The 16,383-nt window shown below is 65.5% G+C and carries 12 protein-coding genes; 10 read left to right on the plus strand and 2 right to left on the minus strand.

Features of this window, described 5'->3' with window-relative positions; all coding sequences use genetic code 11:
- The first annotated feature begins 157 nt into the window (after window positions 1-157).
- The 6 genes from AC3A6F_RS05940 to AC3A6F_RS05965 all read left to right on the plus strand — a co-directional run bounded on the left by AC3A6F_RS05940 (window position 158) and on the right by AC3A6F_RS05965 (window position 8,330).
- On the plus strand, window positions 158-3,013 hold the full coding sequence (locus AC3A6F_RS05940) for a 2-oxoglutarate dehydrogenase E1 component (RefSeq protein WP_487679045.1): 2,856 nt from the start codon (window positions 158-160) through the stop codon (window positions 3,011-3,013).
- Between the two features lie 82 nt (window positions 3,014-3,095).
- Window positions 3,096-4,349, plus strand: coding sequence for a 2-oxoglutarate dehydrogenase complex dihydrolipoyllysine-residue succinyltransferase (gene odhB, locus AC3A6F_RS05945; RefSeq protein ID WP_487679046.1), 1,254 nt, complete (start codon window positions 3,096-3,098; stop codon window positions 4,347-4,349).
- Between the two features lie 68 nt (window positions 4,350-4,417).
- A complete protein-coding gene (locus tag AC3A6F_RS05950) occupies window positions 4,418-4,771 on the plus strand; it encodes a PspC domain-containing protein (protein ID WP_109346952.1) in 354 nt (117 codons plus the stop codon).
- A gap of 204 nt (window positions 4,772-4,975) precedes the next feature.
- Window positions 4,976-6,412, plus strand: a complete 1,437-nt coding sequence (gene lpdA, locus AC3A6F_RS05955; RefSeq protein WP_487679047.1) for a dihydrolipoyl dehydrogenase — start codon at window positions 4,976-4,978, stop codon at window positions 6,410-6,412.
- A gap of 104 nt (window positions 6,413-6,516) precedes the next feature.
- The gene (gene zapE, locus AC3A6F_RS05960) at window positions 6,517-7,614 is read left to right on the plus strand and encodes a cell division protein ZapE (protein ID WP_487679048.1); all 1,098 of its coding nucleotides are present in this window, start codon (window positions 6,517-6,519) and stop codon (window positions 7,612-7,614) included.
- Between the two features lie 14 nt (window positions 7,615-7,628).
- The gene (locus AC3A6F_RS05965; protein WP_487679049.1) at window positions 7,629-8,330 is read left to right on the plus strand and encodes a hypothetical protein; all 702 of its coding nucleotides are present in this window, start codon (window positions 7,629-7,631) and stop codon (window positions 8,328-8,330) included.
- Window positions 8,331-8,423: 93 nt separating this feature from the next.
- On the opposite strand, the gene AC3A6F_RS05970 is transcribed toward AC3A6F_RS05965, so the two are convergent.
- The gene (locus tag AC3A6F_RS05970) at window positions 8,424-9,200 is read right to left on the minus strand and encodes a PP2C family protein-serine/threonine phosphatase (RefSeq protein WP_487679050.1); all 777 of its coding nucleotides are present in this window, start codon (window positions 9,198-9,200) and stop codon (window positions 8,424-8,426) included.
- Window positions 9,201-9,381: 181 nt separating this feature from the next.
- Between AC3A6F_RS05970 and AC3A6F_RS05975 the strand changes: the two genes are divergently transcribed.
- Complete coding sequence (locus AC3A6F_RS05975; protein WP_005666222.1) at window positions 9,382-9,582, plus strand: YdcH family protein; 201 nt, start codon at window positions 9,382-9,384, stop codon at window positions 9,580-9,582.
- A 31-nt stretch (window positions 9,583-9,613) separates the two neighbouring features.
- Entirely contained in the window at window positions 9,614-11,662 is a 2,049-nt protein-coding gene (gene yoaA / locus AC3A6F_RS05980) for a DNA repair helicase YoaA (RefSeq protein ID WP_487679051.1), read from the plus strand.
- A gap of 7 nt (window positions 11,663-11,669) precedes the next feature.
- On the opposite strand, the gene AC3A6F_RS05985 is transcribed toward yoaA, so the two are convergent.
- Window positions 11,670-12,644: an NADPH:quinone oxidoreductase family protein gene (locus AC3A6F_RS05985; RefSeq protein WP_487679052.1), complete on the minus strand. Its 975-nt coding sequence runs from the start codon at window positions 12,642-12,644 to the stop codon at window positions 11,670-11,672.
- Window positions 12,645-12,820: 176 nt separating this feature from the next.
- On the opposite strand from AC3A6F_RS05985, the gene AC3A6F_RS05990 reads away from it, so the two are divergent.
- Together AC3A6F_RS05990 and AC3A6F_RS05995 are read left to right on the plus strand one after the other, a co-directional pair.
- The gene (locus AC3A6F_RS05990) at window positions 12,821-13,429 is read left to right on the plus strand and encodes a toll/interleukin-1 receptor domain-containing protein (RefSeq protein WP_487679053.1); all 609 of its coding nucleotides are present in this window, start codon (window positions 12,821-12,823) and stop codon (window positions 13,427-13,429) included.
- 8 nt (window positions 13,430-13,437) lie between these two features.
- The gene (locus AC3A6F_RS05995) at window positions 13,438-15,969 is read left to right on the plus strand and encodes a tetratricopeptide repeat protein (RefSeq protein WP_487679054.1); all 2,532 of its coding nucleotides are present in this window, start codon (window positions 13,438-13,440) and stop codon (window positions 15,967-15,969) included.
- The last annotated feature ends 414 nt before the right edge of the window (window positions 15,970-16,383 follow it).

A 16,383-nucleotide genomic window follows, 5' to 3' on the forward strand; every position in this document is an offset into this window, starting at 1 on the left:
TTGGCAGGATTTTGCACACGTATTTTGGTACTGAACAGTCCTTCCCCCACAACTTGATGTCTTGAAGTGCAATCCGCTAACCGGTCAGGCCGTGTCGCGGAAGGTTTTAAACAACCCGCCCAAACCTCGCGAAGCGCGAAAAGAAAGGTGAGCAAGAATGATGCAACAACATAACGCCAACTCCTACCTGTTCGGCGGCAATGCCCCGTACGTGGAAGAGTTGTACGAGGCCTATCTGGATAATCCGACGTCGGTGCCCGAAAACTGGCGCGCCTATTTCGACCAGATGCAACACGTGCCGGCAGTCGACGGCTCGAACCGCCCCGATGTGGTGCACTCCTCGGTGGTAGCCTCGTTCGCGGAACGCGCCAAGCAGGGTCCGATCCGCACCGTCGTCGCTTCGGCCGACTCCGAACTGGGCCGCAAGCGCGTCGCCGTCACCCAGATTACCGCCGCCTACCGTTACCTCGGATCGCGCTGGGCCAACCTGGACCCGCTGCAACGCCAGGAACGTCCGCCACTCCCAGAGCTCGATCCCGCCTTCTACGGCTTCACCGAAGCCGATCTCGACACCGTTTTCAATATCAGCAACACCTACTTCGGTCAGGAAACCGCGCCACTGCGCGATATCCTGAACATGTTGCGTGATACCTACACCCGTTCGATCGGCGCCGAGTTCATGTACATCAGCGATCCGACCGAAAAGCGCTGGCTGCAAGAGCGCCTGGAATCGATCCGCTCGACCCCGACCTTCAGCGCCGAAAAGAAAAAGCACATCCTCGAACGCCTGACCGCGGCCGAAGGCCTGGAACGCTATCTGCACACCAAGTACGTCGGCGCCAAGCGCTTCTCGCTCGAAGGCGGCGAATCGTTCATCGCCTCGATCGACGAAGTGATCCAGCGCGCCGGTGAAAAAGGTGTCCAGGAAATCGTCATCGGCATGGCCCACCGTGGCCGCCTGAACGTGCTGGTCAACACCCTGGGCAAGAGCCCGGCCGACCTGTTCGAAGAATTCGAAGGCAAGCACGCCGACGACCTGCCGGCTGGCGACGTGAAATACCACCAGGGCTTCTCGAGCGATATCTCGACCCCGGGCGGCCCGGTCCATCTGTCGCTGGCGTTCAATCCGTCCCACCTCGAGATCGTCAACCCGGTGGTCGAAGGTTCGGTCAAGGCGCGCATGATGCGTCGCGGCGACAAGAAGGGCAAGGAAGTGCTGCCGATCCTGGTGCACGGCGACGCTGCGTTCGCCGGCCAGGGCGTGGTCATGGAAACCCTGAACCTGGCGCAGACCCGCGGCTACGGTACCGGCGGCACCGTCCACATCGTCATCAATAACCAGATCGGATTTACCACGTCGGATCCGCGCGATGCGCGCTCGACCCTGTACTGCTCGGACGTCGTCAAGATGATCGAAGCGCCGGTGCTGCACGTGAATGCGGACGATCCTGAAGCCGTCGTGCTGGCCAGCCAGATCGCGCTCGACTACCGCGCCGAGTTCGGCAAGGACGTCGTGGTCGACATCATCTGCTACCGCAAACTGGGCCACAACGAGCAAGATACGCCGGCCCTGACCCAGCCGCTGATGTACAAGAAGATCGCCAAGCACCCGGGCACCCGCAAGCTGTACGCTGAAAAACTGGCTGCGCAGGGCACCATCGAAGCCGACGGCGGCGACAAGCTGGTCGCCGCCTTCCGCGACGCCATGGACGCCGGCAAGCACACGGTCGATCCGGTGCTGACCAACTTCAAGGGCAAGTACGCCGTCGACTGGGCGCCGTTCCTGAACAAGAAGTGGACCGACGCCGCCGACACCGCCGTGCCGGTCACCGAACTGAAGCGCCTGGCCGAACGCATTACCAAGGTGCCTGAAGGTTTCAAACCGCACTCGCTGGTCGACAAGGTGCTGGCCGACCGCGCCGCCATGGGCCGCGGCGAAGTCAACCTCGACTGGGGCATGGGCGAACACTTGGCCTTCGCTTCGCTGCTGGCCTCGGGCTACGCGATCCGCCTGTCGGGCCAGGACGCCGGCCGCGGCACCTTCGTGCACCGCCACGCCGTGCTGCACGACCAGAACCGCGAGCGTTGGGACCAGGGCATCTACCTGCCGCTGGCCAATGTCTCTGACAACCAGGCCGACTTCACCGTGATTGACTCGGTGCTGTCCGAAGAAGCGGTGCTGGGCTTCGAATACGGCTTCTCGACCGCCGAACCGAACACCCTGACCATCTGGGAAGCCCAGTTCGGCGACTTCGTCAACGGCGCGCAAGTCGTCATCGACCAGTTCATCGCCTCGGGCGAAGTGAAGTGGGGCCGCGCCTCGGGCCTGGTCATGATGCTGCCGCACGGCTACGAAGGCCAGGGTCCGGAGCACTCGTCGGCCCGTATCGAGCGCTTCCTGCAGCTGTGCGCCGACAACAATATGCAAGTGGTCCAGCCGACCACGGCTGCCCAGATCTTCCACCTGCTGCGCCGCCAGATGGTGCGCCAGTTCCGCAAGCCACTGGTGATCTTCACGCCGAAGTCGCTGCTGCGTAACAAGGACGCCGGTTCGCCGCTGACCGACCTGGCCAAGGGCGGCTTCCAGACCGTCATCGGCGAATGCGACGACAAGATCGAAGCAAGCAAGGTCAAGCGCGTGATCGCCTGCTCGGGCAAGGTCTATTTCGACCTGGTCAACGCACGCAAGGCACGCAACAGCACCGACACCGCGATCATCCGTATCGAGCAGATGTACCCGTTCCCGCACAAGTCGTTCGCCGCCGAACTCAAAAAGTTCCCGAACGCGACCGAAGTGGTGTGGGCGCAGGACGAGCCGCAAAACCAGGGTCCGTGGTTCCAGATCCAGCACAACATCTTCGAAGGCATGGAAGATGGCCAGCGCCTGGCTTACGCCGGTCGCGCCGCGTCGGCATCGCCGGCAGTGGGTTATGCGGACAAGCACATCGCTCAGCAGAAAGAACTGCTGGAGACCGCGTTCTCGAAGCTCAAAGGTTTCATCCTGACCAAGTAATCGGTCAGATAAGGTAAAACCACGGCCCCCGCGACCCGTGCGCGGGGGTACTTGCAAAGAATAATTACTGGAGTTTTAAAAAATGGCACAAATCGAAGTCAAGGTCCCTGTTCTGTCGGAATCCGTTGCTGAAGCAACCCTGCTGTCGTGGCACAAGAAAGTCGGCGAATCCGTGTCGCGCGACGAAAACATGATCGACATCGAGACCGACAAGGTGGTCCTGGAACTGCCGGCGCCAAGCGCCGGCGTGATCGTGCAACTGCTCAAAGCCGACGGCGCGACCGTCGTCGCCGGCGAAGTCATCGCCATCATCGATACCGAAGCATCGGCGCAGACCAGCCCGATCGCGGTCAAGGCTATTCCCTCGGCAGCGCCAAACGCGCCGATCGAAGCCGCACCAGCCGCCGCGCCAGCTGCTGATCAATCGAAAGCAGGCGTCGCCATGCCGGCCGCCGCCAAGATCCTGGCTGAGAACAATATCTCGGCGTCGAGCGTCGAAGGCTCGGGCCGTGACGGCCGCGTGACCAAGGGCGACGCCCTGGCCGCCGCAGCCGGCAAGCCAGCCGCAGCGCCTGCTGCCGCACCGAAGGCAGCCCTGCAGCAAGTCTCCGCACCGGCGCCAGGGAACCTGGGCGACCGTCCGGAAGAACGCGTGCCGATGAGCCGCCTGCGTGCCCGTATCGCCGAGCGCCTGCTGCAATCGCAATCGACCAACGCCATCCTGACCACCTTCAACGAAGTGAACATGGCTCCGGTCATGGAACTGCGTAACAAGTACAAGGACAAGTTCGAGAAAGAACACGGCGTCAAGCTGGGCTTCATGTCCTTCTTCGTCAAGGCTGCCGTTGCCGCACTGAAGAAGTACCCGATCCTGAACGCCTCGGTCGACGGCAACGACATCGTCTACCACGGCTACTTCGATATCGGCATCGCCGTCGGTTCGCCACGTGGCCTGGTGGTGCCGATCCTGCGCAACGCCGACCAGATGACGATCGCCGAGATCGAAAAGAAAATCGGTGAGTTCGGTCAGAAAGCCAAGGACGGCAAGCTGACCCTGGACGACCTGTCGGGCGGTACCTTCTCGATCTCGAACGGCGGCGTGTTCGGCTCGATGCTGTCGACCCCGATCATCAACCCACCGCAGTCGGCGATCCTGGGCGTGCACGCGACCAAGGACCGCGCCGTCGTCGAAAACGGCCAGATCGTCATCCGTCCGATGAACTACCTGGCAATGTCGTACGACCACCGCATCATCGACGGCCGCGAAGCCGTGCTGGGCCTGGTCGCGATGAAGGACGCGCTGGAAGATCCGGCCCGCCTGCTGCTGGACCTGTAATTCATCACGTGCCGGCGCCACATCGTTCATCGATGCGCGCGCCGGCTTGCTGTTTGCCGGAGAACGTCATGCTGTCAGATGAAATCAAGCGGCTGCACGAGCTGCACCAGGCCGGCGCGCTGTCGGATGCCGAATTCGAGCAGGCCAAGGCGCGCATCCTGTCGGGTGCGTCGACCGTCAGTCTCAGCAAGGAACCGCCCACTACGGAGCGGATTTCCTTCGACCAGCATCGCGACGACCTGCTGAGCGGCCTGCGCCGTTCGCGGCTCGACCGCTGGCTGGGCGGCGTGTGCGGCGGCCTGGCGCGCACCTACGGTCTCGAATCGTGGGTCTGGCGCCTGATCTTCGTGCTGTTCGTCCTGACGTTCGGCTTCGGCATCCTGATATACCTGCTGTTGTGGGTATTCATTCCGGAAGAATAAACACGTTTGATGCGTACGAGTGCTTCACGAATCCGCGTCTCCAGCACGTCGTTCCCGCGAAGGCGGGAACCCAAGTCTTCCGAGCCGCTGGCTGATTCGAACGCAGCCACTGTGCGGAGAAACTTGGGTCCCCGCCTTCGCGGGGACGACGTTCCAAGGGCTAGGGCAGAGGCAACGAATCGAACTTAACAAGGAATCAAAGTAATGAGCGATAAACAATTTGACGTCGTCGTGATCGGCGGCGGTCCTGGCGGCTACATCGCCGCCATCCGCGCTGCCCAGCTGGGCTTCAAGACCGCCTGCATCGACGAGTGGAGCAATGCCGCAGGCAAGCCTGCCCCGGGCGGCACCTGCACCAACGTCGGCTGCATCCCGTCGAAAGCGCTGCTGCAATCGTCGGAACACTTCGAGCACGCCGGCCACGCCTTCGCCGACCACGGCATCAAGGTCTCGGGCCTGGAGCTCGACCTGCCGACCATGCTCAAGCGCAAGGACACCATCGTCAAGCAGAACAACGACGGCATCCTGTTCCTGTTCAAGAAGAACAAGGTCACCTTCTTCCACGGCCGCGGCGCCTTCGCCGGCAAGGCGGAAGGCGATGCGGGCTATACCATCAACGTCTCGGGCCCGACCCTTGAGACCATCACCGCCAAGAACGTGGTCGTGGCGACCGGTTCGAACGCACGCCAGCTGCCGGGCGCGGAATTCGACGAGAAACTGATCCTGTCGAACACCGGCGCACTGGCGATCGACGCCGTGCCGGGTAAGCTCGGCGTGATCGGCGCCGGCGTCATCGGCCTGGAAATGGGCAGCGTGTGGCGCCGTGTCGGCGCCGACGTCACGGTGCTGGAAGGCCTGCCGACCTTCCTGGGCGCGGTCGACGAGCAGATCTCCAAGGAAGCGCACAAGCTGTTCACCAAGCAGGGCCTGAAGATCAACCTGGGCTGCAAGATCGGCGCGATCACCAAGGGCGCCAACGACGTCACCGTGGAATATACGGATTCGTCCGGCGCGGCCTCGACGGCCGTGTTCGACCGCCTGATCATCTCGATCGGCCGCGTGCCGAACACGATCGGTCTGGGCGGCGAAACCGTCGGCCTGCAGCTCGACGAGCGCGGCTTCGTGGTGGTCGACGACGAGTGCCGCACCAGCCTGCCGGGCGTGTGGGCGGTGGGCGACGTCGTGCGCGGCCCGATGCTGGCGCACAAGGCCGAAGAAGAAGGCGTGGCGGTTGCCGAGCGCATCGCCGGCCAGCACGGTCACGTCAACTTCAACACGATTCCTTGGGTCATCTACACCTCGCCGGAAATCGCGTGGGTCGGCAAGACCGAGCAGCAGCTCAAGGCCGAAGGCGTGCAGTACAAGGCCGGCACCTTCCCGTTCATGGCCAACGGCCGTGCGCGCGCGCTGGGCGACACCTCGGGCATGGTCAAGTTCCTGGCCGATGCCACGACCGATGAAATCCTGGGCGTGCACATCGTCGGCCCGATGGCCTCCGAGCTGATCTCGGAAGCCGTGGTCGCGATGGAGTTCAAGGCCTCGTCGGAAGACATCGCCCGCATCTGCCACGCGCACCCGTCGCTGTCGGAAGCGACCAAGGAAGCCGCGCTGGCAGTCGACAAGCGTTCGCTGAACTTCTAAGCAAACAGGAACATTCGCCGGCGCGGTTCACGCGGCGCCGGCGAACGGTATCCCGTAATGTGGGCGGGCTTCCCCGCCCACATTACGTTTACAGCGGTAAGAATATGAACGTTCAAGAGTATTACCAGCACGCGCTGAACGAGCGCGGCTTCAAGTCCGACCCGGCGCAGCAAATGGCGGTCGACCGCCTGCAACAGGCGTACGACGACTGGGTCCACTACAAGGCCCAGCGGTCGTCCGCTTTCAAGCGCCTGATCAACCGTCCCGACGTGCCCAAGGGCGTGTATATGTGGGGCGGGGTGGGGCGCGGCAAATCCTTCCTGATGGATTCGTTCTACCTGGTGGTGCCAGTGGTGCGCAAGACGCGCCTGCACTTCCACGAGTTCATGCGCGCCGTGCATGGCCAGCTGGATGAACTGAAGGGCGTGGCCGATCCGCTCGACGAAGTCGCCAAGCGCATCGCCAAGAAGTATCGCCTGATCTGCTTCGACGAATTCCACGTCTCGGACATCGCCGACGCGATGATCCTGTACAACCTGCTCAAGGCCCTGTTCGACAATGGCGTCTCCTTCGTGATGACCTCGAACTACGAGCCGTCGACCCTGTATCCGGACGGCCTGCACCGCGACCGCATGCTGCCCACCATCGCGCTGCTGCAGGACAGACTCGACGTGCTGAACGTCGACGCCGGCAACGACTACCGCAAGCGCGCGCTGGAGCAGGTAGAGGCCTATTACACGCCGCTCGACGCGGCGTCCGACAAGGCGCTGCGCGACGCCTATGCCAAGGTGGCCGATACCGCCGACGAATCGCCGATCGTGCACATCGAAAAGCGCGAGATCCGCGCGCTGCGCCGCGCCGGCGGCGTGATCTGGTTCGACTTCGCCACCCTGTGCGGCGGCCCGCGCTCGCAGAACGACTACCTGGAACTGGCCAGCCAGTTCCATACCGTGGTCCTGTCCGGCATCCCGGCGATGTCGGCGGCCCAGTCGTCCGAGGCGCGCCGCTTCACCTGGCTGATCGACGTGTTCTACGACCACAAGGTCAAGCTGATCATGTCGGCAGCGGTCGAGCCGGAAGAGCTGTACACCACCGGCCAGCTGGCGAACGAATTCCACCGGACCGTATCGCGTATCATCGAGATGCAGTCGCGCGAGTACCTGCTCGCCGAACGGCGCGGCGCGGCCGACGCCATTGCATGATCGAAAGGAACACCATGACGAGACAACCGATGCTGCGCTTCACCGCAATCGCCGCCTCAATCTCCCTGACGCTGCTGCTGGGGGCTTGCTCGAACACCGAGCTGGTGCCGGAGGAAACGCCGCCGGCGCCGACCACCTCGGCCGAACAGGCCGAAGGGCGCCTGGCGGCGGTCGCCGCGGAGCGCGCCGCGATCGAGGCGCGCTATGCCGAACGCGAAGTGGTTTGCTACGATAAATTCTTCGTCAACCGCTGCCTGGACGAAGCGCGCGAAGAGCGGCGTGCGGCCCTGGTGACGCAGCGCGCGATCGAGATCGAGGCCTCGCTTTATCTGCGCCGCCTCAAGGTAGACGAGCGCGACAAGGCGATCGCCGAGGCCGACGCCGCCTATGCGCAAGAAGAAGCCAAGTTGGCGGCCGATCCGCCGCCGGTGAAGGCTGCGGCCAGCACCGCGCCGCCGCCGCGCACCAAGCCGGGCGAATCGCGCGTGGTACGCAGCCAGCAGCGTGCCCAGGAAAGCGCGGCGAACGCCGAGAAGGAAGCCGCCGAACGCGCCGCGAATGTCGCGGCCTATGAAGAGCGCCGCCGCAAGTCCGAAGAGCGCCAGAAGGAAGTCGCGCGCCGCGTGGCCGAACGCGAAGCCAAGGCCGCCCAGCGCGCGGCCGAGGAAGCCAGGCGCGCCAACGGCAACGGGCCGGCGCCGACCAATAGCCAATAGCCTCAACCGTCGTTTCTGCCAGTGGCAGGAACGACGGGGCGAGGGCTACCGGCTCAAGCTGGCGGTCGCCGTTGACGCCAGCGACGACCCTGGTCAGGCGAACGATCCATCCTGGGCCGGCTTGACCAGCTTCACGATGGCCATGGTGCAATTACCGCCTTTGCCCTGCGAGCGCTCGGTGGCCTTGTTGATGAGCATCTCGGACGCCTGGCGCGGCGTTGTCCTGGCGGTCACGGCCGCCAGTTCGGCGTCGGTGAAGAAATGCCACAGGCCGTCCGAGCACAACAAGAAGCTGTCGCCCGCCGCCAGGCCCGTGTGGCTGCCAGTCGTGACGAAGGGTTCCTTGCGGCTGTTTCCCAATACATTGAGCAAGAGCTTGGAGCGGCGGTGGTTGCGCGCCGCGTCGGGCGGCAGGCGGTCGCTGCCGATCAGGTGCTCGACGTAGGCGGTGTCGCTGGTGCGCACCGCGCACTTGCCGTGCTCGAAGCGGTAGAGACGTGAATCGCCCACGTGGGCCCAGACCGCCTCGCCGTGCGGGCTGATCACCAGGCCGACGAAGCTGGCGTGGACTTCGGCCTGGGTGGCCACGGCGTTCATCTTGATCACCGTGTGGGTCTCGCTGATCATCTCGTGCAGCAGTTGTGCCAGGCGCTCGATGCCGGGGCGGTCGCCGGGCTTGAATGCGTCGAAGACCTGGCGCGCCGTATGCAGCACCTGGTCGGCCCCGGCCGGGCTGGCGACCCCGTCCGACAGCACCGCCAGCACGTAGCCGGGGGCGCGGGCGCCGGTGAACAGGGCGGCGCGGTCGTTTTGCTGGGGGCGGTTTCCGATATGTTGCGCGGTGCCCGCTTCGATCTTGTAAGAAGTCATAAATCCGTGTTTTCCGGGACGCTAACGCCATTCTTTGTTGGCGGCAACCTCCGCCTCGATTAAACTATGCACTGAGAAGCCACCAGCTTGCAAGTTAATGTTGTAGCAACAACATAGCAAAATCCGGAGCGCCCGCCTTGGCCGGCGCTTTTCGCCATTCTTTCCCGTAACTGCATCCAACATGACCGACGTCCAGGACATACAACGCCGTATTATCGAACTCGATGTGGAACACCGCGACCTCGACGCCGTGATCTCCCTGTTGACGGCGGACGGTCATGCCGACCAGTTACAACTGCGCCGCCTCAAGAAGCGTAAACTGCAGCTCAAAGATCATATTACGCTGCTGAAGATGCAGCTGGTACCCGATATCCCCGCCTGATTCATTCCCAGGCCCAACGAAACCACGTATTTTGACCGACCAACTTTCTGCTTCTCCGGATGCGGTGGAGACTATTGCTCCCGCAGCCCCGGAAACCCAGGCTCCCGCCGGCAAGTACGACGCCGACGTCGATCGCCTGTTCGGTGCGGGCGGCCCGCTCGCGCCGGCCGTCGGCACCTTCAAGCCGCGCCAGTCGCAGACCGAGATGGCCAAGGCCGTGGCCCAGGCTATCGCCGACCAGCAGGTGCTCATGGCCGAGGCCGGTACCGGCACGGGCAAGACCTTCGCCTACCTGGTGCCGGCACTGCTGTGGGGCGGCAAGACCATCGTCTCGACCGGCACCAAGAACTTGCAAGACCAATTGTTCCTGCGCGATATCCCGACCGTGCGCGCCGCCTTGCGCGCGCCGGTCTCGGTCGCCCTGCTCAAGGGCCGTTCGAACTACGTCTGCCATTTCCATCTCGAGCGCACCCTGCAGAACGGGCGCCTGACGTCGCGCGACGACGTTGGCCACCTGCGCGAGATCTCGCGCTTCATCAAGATGACGAGCTCGGGCGACAAGGCCGAGCTGGCCAAGGTGCCCGAGACCGCCACCGTGTGGAACCTGGTCACCTCGACCCGCGATACCTGCATGGGCGCCGAGTGCCAGTACTACCAGGATTGCTTCGTGATGAAGGCGCGCAGGGAAGCACAACAAGCAGATGTGGTGGTGGTCAACCATCATCTCTTCTTTGCCGACGTGGCGCTGAAGGATACCGGCGTGGCCGAGCTGCTGCCGTCGGCCAATACCATCATCTTCGACGAGGCGCACCAGCTGCCCGACGTCGCGACCCTGTTCTTCGGCCAGTCGGTCTCGACCTCGCAAGTGTTGGAACTGTGCCGCGACGTGCTGGCCGAGGGCCTGGCCCATGCACGCGGCGGCCCGGACTGGGCCAAGGTGGTGACCGTGGTCGAAAAGGCCGCGCGCGACCTGCGCCTGTCCTTCGGCGACGGCAACCTGCGCTTGTCGCTGCCGCAGATCATGCCGACGTCGCAGTTCTTCCCGGCCCTGGACAAGCTGAAAGAAGAAATCGCCGGCATGATCACGGTGCTCGAAGAAAACGCCGCGCGCGCCGAAACCATCGAGGCCTGCCGCCTGCGCGCGCACGAGCTGGCCGCCTCGTTCGACGGCTGGAAGCCCGACCACAAGGCGCCGGCCAACGAGCAGGCCGTGCTGTGGGCCGAGGCTTTCTCGTCCTCGCTCCAATTGCACAAGACGCCGCTGTCGATCGCGCCGATCTTCACCAACCAGCGCGAAGGCACGCCGCGCAGCTGGATCTTCACCTCGGCCACGCTGGCGGTGAAGAACGATTTCAAGCATTTCTCCGATCAGCTCGGATTGACCGGCGAGCCGGCCAAGACCTGGCCCAGCCCCTTCGACTACGAGAACCAGGGCATCCTGTACGTGCCGACCGGCTTGCCTGAACCGCAGGCGGCCGTGTACACCGACGCCGTGGTCGATGCCGCCTTGCCGGTGATCGAGGCGGCCGGTGGCCGCACCTTTTTCCTGTGCACGACGATCCGCGCGGTCAATAAAGTGGCCGAGCGCCTGCGCACCGAGTTCGCCGAGCGCGGCTGGGATTTCCCGCTATTCGTGCAGGGCGAGCGGGGCCGCACCGAACTGCTCGATTCCTTCCGCAATGCCGGCAATGCGGTGCTGGTCGGCAGCCAGAGCTTCTGGGAAGGCGTCGACGTGCGCGGCGAGGCGCTGTCGCTGGTGATCATCGACAAGCTGCCGTTTGCGCCGCCCGACGATCCGGTGCTGGCTGCGCGCATCGAGGTGATGGAAAAGCAGGGCATGAACGGCTTCATGCACCATCAGTTGCCCGAGGCGATCATTACCCTCAAGCAGGGCGCCGGCCGCCTGATCCGCGACGTCGACGACCGCGGCGTGCTGATGATCTGCGATCCGCGCATCATCACCAAGCCCTATGGCCGCCGCATCTGGCAGAGTCTGCCGTCGTTCAAGCGCACGCGGGTGCAGGAAGAAGTGATCCAGTTCTTCCGGCCGGTCGAAGAGGCGGACGAGAACGTCGCCTGACCGTGCTTCAGGGCACGATCACGACCTTGCCGATGACCTTGCGCGCCGCCATATCCTGCAGCGCCTGCGCGGTGTCGGCAAGGCGGTAGCGCTGCGAGACCAGCGGTTTCAATTTCCCTTGCGCGATCCAGCCGGTGATGCGCGCCATCGCCGCCAGGTGCGCATCCTGTTCCTTGCGCGTAAAGTCGCCCCAGAACACGCCCACCACCGACGCCCCTTTCAGCAGCATCAGGTTCCACGGCAGGCGCGGGATCTCGCCGGCCGCGAAGCCCACCACCAGGTGTCGCCCGCGCCAGGCGATCGAGCGCAGCGCCGGCTCGCTGTACTTGCCGCCGACCGGATCGTAGATGACGTCCGGGCCATTGCCGTCGGTGGCGGAGCGGATCGCTTCGCGCAAGTCCTCGGTTTCATAATTGATCAGCACGTCGGCGCCGTGCGCCTTGCACGCCGCCAGTTTCTCGTCGCTGGACGCGGCCGCGATCACGCGCGCGCCGAGGGCCTTGCCGATCTCGATCGCCGCCAGGCCCACGCCGCCGGCCGCGCCCAGCACCAGCATCGTCTCGCCCGCCCGCAAGGCGCCGCGGTCGGCGATCGCGTGATAGGAGGTGCCGTAGGTGAGCGTGATGGCGGCGGCGACGTCAAAGTCCATATCGTCCGGCATCGGGAGGAAGGCGCTGCCTGGCGCCACGGCCTGCTCGGCGAAGGCGCCGGTGCGGGTGAAGCCGATCACGCGCTGGCCGGGAACGAAGCCGTCCACGCCGGCGCCGACGGCGCGCACCACGCCCGCGAACTCATTGCCCGGCGTGAAGGGAAGGGGAGGACGCACCTGGTACTTGCCCTGGACCGTCAGCACGTCGGGGAAGTTGACGCCGGCCGCCTTCACGTCCACCACGACGTCGCCAGGGCCGGCGACCGGCTCCGGCAAGTTGTCGAGCACCAGGCTGTCTGGCGGTCCCCAAGCGGTGCAGCGTACGGCTTTCATTGCTTCCTCACAGTTTATTGGCGGAGTTGTTGGCGGGGCGAATTATGCCTTAAGAAAGAGAGCGAATCTTCGTCGCAAGGCCCGTGTCCGCTTGTCCGTCCGCAAAGCCGGCATGGGGCTGCGCGCTAGAGTCTTGGGATGTGGACGCTGCGCGCGCCCAGCACAAGAGGACAAGCATGGCAATCCGTTACGGTTGTTTCTTCAGTTATGCCCACGGCCGGCACGCGCTGATGCAGCGCTTCAAGTCGGCCCTGGCCGACGCCCTGCGCTGCTATCTCGAACCCTACTTGGACAACGAACACGAACTGTTTATCGATACCGAGCAGCTGGGCGGCGGCGACGATCTCGACAGCAAGATCGCACGCGCCATGTGCGAGAGCGTCTGCATGATCCTCATCTATACGCCCAAGTACGAGGCCCACGCCTACACGCGGCGCGAGTACGAGGCCATGCGCCTGATCGAGGCCGAGCGCGGCAAGTGGTACACCCTGCCGAGCCGCCTGATCATCCCGGTCGTCATGACGCGCCACCCCGAATCGCTGCCGCTCCAGATCAGCGACGCGCGCTTCTACGTCGACTTTTCGCACTACACGATGGCCACGCCCGATCTCATGTCGAATCCAGACTTCTTGCCGGACATTGACAAGATGGTCAAGCGGATCGCAGCCCATTATGCATGTCAAAAAAAGCATACTCCACTCGACCACGACTGCAACCATTTCGTGCTTCCCGCTGTCCCACCAGAATGGCGCGATGTTCCAGAACTGACGTTTCCAAAAGAATGAGGAGCCATATGGACCAACAAGGTATCTCGCTTCCGCCGCTGGCCATGCCCGGCGCGGTGACGAGCTTCTATGCCTACGAGGGCGGCGCGGCGCGCAATGCCGTGCTGGCGGCGCTGGCGCTGCAGCTGGCGGGTGGGGACGCCGAGGCGCCGGTGCTGGTGATCGACTGGGATCTCGAGGCGCCGGCGCTGCACCGTTATTTCGCGGTGCCGGCCGATGAACCGTTAGCCGGGCTGCCTGTCTCGCTGCCTGCTTCCCAGTCTGCCTCCCAGCCCGACACCGGGCCGGCGTCCGCGCACCTGGCGGGGCTTCCGGGCGCGCATGCCGCCGACGACGAAGCGGGCGACGCGGCGCGGCCCGGGCTGCTCGAATTCTTCGAGGCCTGCCGCGCCCGGCTGCGCAACACCGCCGGCCGCGGCGAGGAGCTGGCCGACCGCGTGATCGACGGCGTCGGCTGGCAGGCCTATCTCGAACGCGCCGACGGCCGCCGTCCCCTCTACCTGCTGCGCGCCGGACGCTTCGACGACAGCTATGCCGAACGCGCCGGCCGGCTCGACTACCCAGCCCTGTTCGACGCCTGCCCGGCGCTGTTCCGCCGCTTCGCGGCGCGCCTGGCCCAGCATTTCGGCCACGTGCTGGTCGCCACCGCCGCCGGGCGCTCGGCCGCCGTCAGCGTGTGTTCGACCCTCGTGCCCGACCGCCTGGTGGGCCTGTTCACGCCGGCGCCGGGCAGCATCGAAGGCATCGAAGGCGTGCTGCGGCGTGCCATCGACTACCGCTGCACCCATGAAGACGAACAGCGTCCTTTGTTGCTCTATCCGCTGGCCTGCAGCGCCGACGGCGCGCGCAGCGATCCGCATGCGCGCTGGCGGCGCGGCGATGCGCGCCACGGCTTGCCTGGCTACCAGCCGCGCTTCGAGGCGCTGCTGCGCGCCAGCTATGGCTGGTCGCGCGTCAACCTCGACAGCTGGTTCGACGAGACCCAGCTGGCGCTGGCTGACGCCCTGTCCACCGCCGGCCCGGCCGGCGACCGCCGTGCGCTGGCGCGCCATGCCGCGTTGCTGGCCGAATGGCTGGCGCCGGCAAGCCTTCCCTGGCAATCGCTGGCCGAAGTGCGCCTGCGCGCCGCGGTCGCGCAGGCGCGCCGGCTGGGCGGCGACGACGAGATCGGCTCGCCGCAGCTGGCCGAATACCTCGTCCGCCTGGGCGAGCTGTGCCGCCGCGAGCGGCGCCGCGAAGAAGCCCGCGCCTGTTTAGAAGAAAGCCTGGTCTTGCGTGAACGCCTGCTCGGCGACGACCATGCGGCCACCCGCCAGGGCCGCGCCGCGCTGGCCGCACTCCTGCTCGACAGCGGCGCCGTGCAAGAGGCGCGCCGCCACTACGACCTGCTGGCCCAGGCCTGCGCGCGCAAGGCCGGAGCACAAGCCGCCGAGACGCTGACGGCGCGCTCGCAGCTGGCGCGGGTGCTGGCCGCGCTGGGCGAGGGCGAGCGCGCGCTGGCGCTGCACGAGCAGGTGGTGAGCACCTGCGAACGCGCGCTCGGGGCCGAACACCCGGTCACGCTCGACTGTCTTGAAGACCTGGCCCACAGCCTGGTGCAGCAGCGTGAACTCGAACGCGCCCGCATCGTGCTCGAGCGGGTGCTCGATGCCCGCCGCAGGCGCCAGGGCGGCGAGCATGCCGACACCCTGCGCTGTGGCCAGCGGCTGGCGCTGCTGTTGGGCGAGACGGGCGAACTGGGCAACGCGCGGCGCATGCTCGAATCGGTGTTGCGGGCCCGCGAACGGCACGACGGCCTGGACGCCGCCGGCACGCTGTCGGCGCGCGAGGCGCTGGCCGAGATCCTGGCCGCCCAGGGCGATCTGGCGGCGGTGCGCAGCATCCAGGAATCGCTGGCGCGCACGCGCGAGCGGGACCTCGGGGCCGGCCATCCCGAAACGCTCAATATGCAGCTGCGGCTGGCCTCGACCCTGGGCCAGCAGGGCGAGGCCGAAGCCGCGCGCCGCCTGCGCGAACAGGTGGCCGAATTGCGCCAGCACTTGCGCGAAGTCGAAGGCGCGCCGGCGACCGGTGGCGCGCCGGACGATGCCGTGCAGGCGCAGATGCTGGAGCGGATGCGGGCTCAGGCCGGGGCGTCAGCCGCCGGGCTGCTCCCGGACGGCGTAGAGACTACCCCGCCGTCCCAGCCTGCGGCGGAAGGCATCGCGGCGCGCGGCCAGCACGCGCATGCGGCCTCGCGCGAGCATGCCGAGACCGGCCACGCGGCCGACAACCTGGGGCACAAGCTGACCCAGTTGCAGAACCTGATCGACAGCAGTAGTCCGGGCGAGGCCAGGGCGCTGGCCGACAGCCTGCGCACCTCGGTGCTGAGGCCCAGCGCCGCCCATCCGCTGCGCCGGCGCGGCGCCGCCATGATCAAGCAGGTCTATCTGCAAGAGGGCGACAAGGACGCACTGCTGTCCTTCACCCAGGACGAAGTGTCGCTGCTCGAAGGGGCCTTGATCGAGGCGGCGCGCGACAATCCGATGGCGATACGCTGACGGCGCTGCGCCAGCCTTGACGCCCGGCGCCGCTCCGGGCAAGTGCTTGGGCCGGCGTTCGTATGCCGGCTTTCTTATGCCGGCGCCCGCGGGCCTGCGCCTGATCGCTGGCTTCCAACCCGCCAGCATTGAGCCGCCATCACCCGCGTGGCGCCAGCTCGCGACCCCTTGCCGGCCTCGCATCTGCCTGCCCAGATTGACCATCACCTTCGCACGCCACGCCCTGACTTTCCCTACTGACAAGCAACTTGTAAAGACGGCATTGGCCGATTCCAGTCGAGATTGTCAGCCTGTCCAGTAAACTGTCGCATGTCCGCTTCACTGTTATCAGGCGGTCCATCGATCGTCCCGGATTATGAAATCTGGGCGTGAATTTCTACTGCCGGGCGTCGATACGGGCGTTGCTTCAGGTAA

The sequence above is a fragment of the Massilia sp. Soil_C_3 genome (assembly GCF_057657035.1).

Bases quoted from the DNA above. Each gene is read 5' to 3' on its own strand.
- odhB (WP_487679046.1), top strand. From the start codon at position 3,096: ATGGCACAAATCGAAGTCAAGGTCCCTGTTCTGTCGGAATCCGTTGCT.
- AC3A6F_RS05990 (WP_487679053.1), top strand. From the start codon at position 12,821: ATGGCAATCCGTTACGGTTGTTTCTTCAGTTATGCCCACGGCCGGCAC.
- AC3A6F_RS05940 (WP_487679045.1), top strand. From the start codon at position 158: ATGATGCAACAACATAACGCCAACTCCTACCTGTTCGGCGGCAATGCC.
- zapE (WP_487679048.1), top strand. From the start codon at position 6,517: ATGAACGTTCAAGAGTATTACCAGCACGCGCTGAACGAGCGCGGCTTC.
- AC3A6F_RS05970 (WP_487679050.1), bottom strand. From the start codon at position 9,200: ATGACTTCTTACAAGATCGAAGCGGGCACCGCGCAACATATCGGAAAC.
- AC3A6F_RS05995 (WP_487679054.1), top strand. From the start codon at position 13,438: ATGGACCAACAAGGTATCTCGCTTCCGCCGCTGGCCATGCCCGGCGCG.
- lpdA (WP_487679047.1), top strand. From the start codon at position 4,976: ATGAGCGATAAACAATTTGACGTCGTCGTGATCGGCGGCGGTCCTGGC.
- AC3A6F_RS05950 (WP_109346952.1), top strand. From the start codon at position 4,418: ATGCTGTCAGATGAAATCAAGCGGCTGCACGAGCTGCACCAGGCCGGC.
- AC3A6F_RS05985 (WP_487679052.1), bottom strand. From the start codon at position 12,644: ATGAAAGCCGTACGCTGCACCGCTTGGGGACCGCCAGACAGCCTGGTG.
- AC3A6F_RS05975 (WP_005666222.1), top strand. From the start codon at position 9,382: ATGACCGACGTCCAGGACATACAACGCCGTATTATCGAACTCGATGTG.
- AC3A6F_RS05965 (WP_487679049.1), top strand. From the start codon at position 7,629: ATGACGAGACAACCGATGCTGCGCTTCACCGCAATCGCCGCCTCAATC.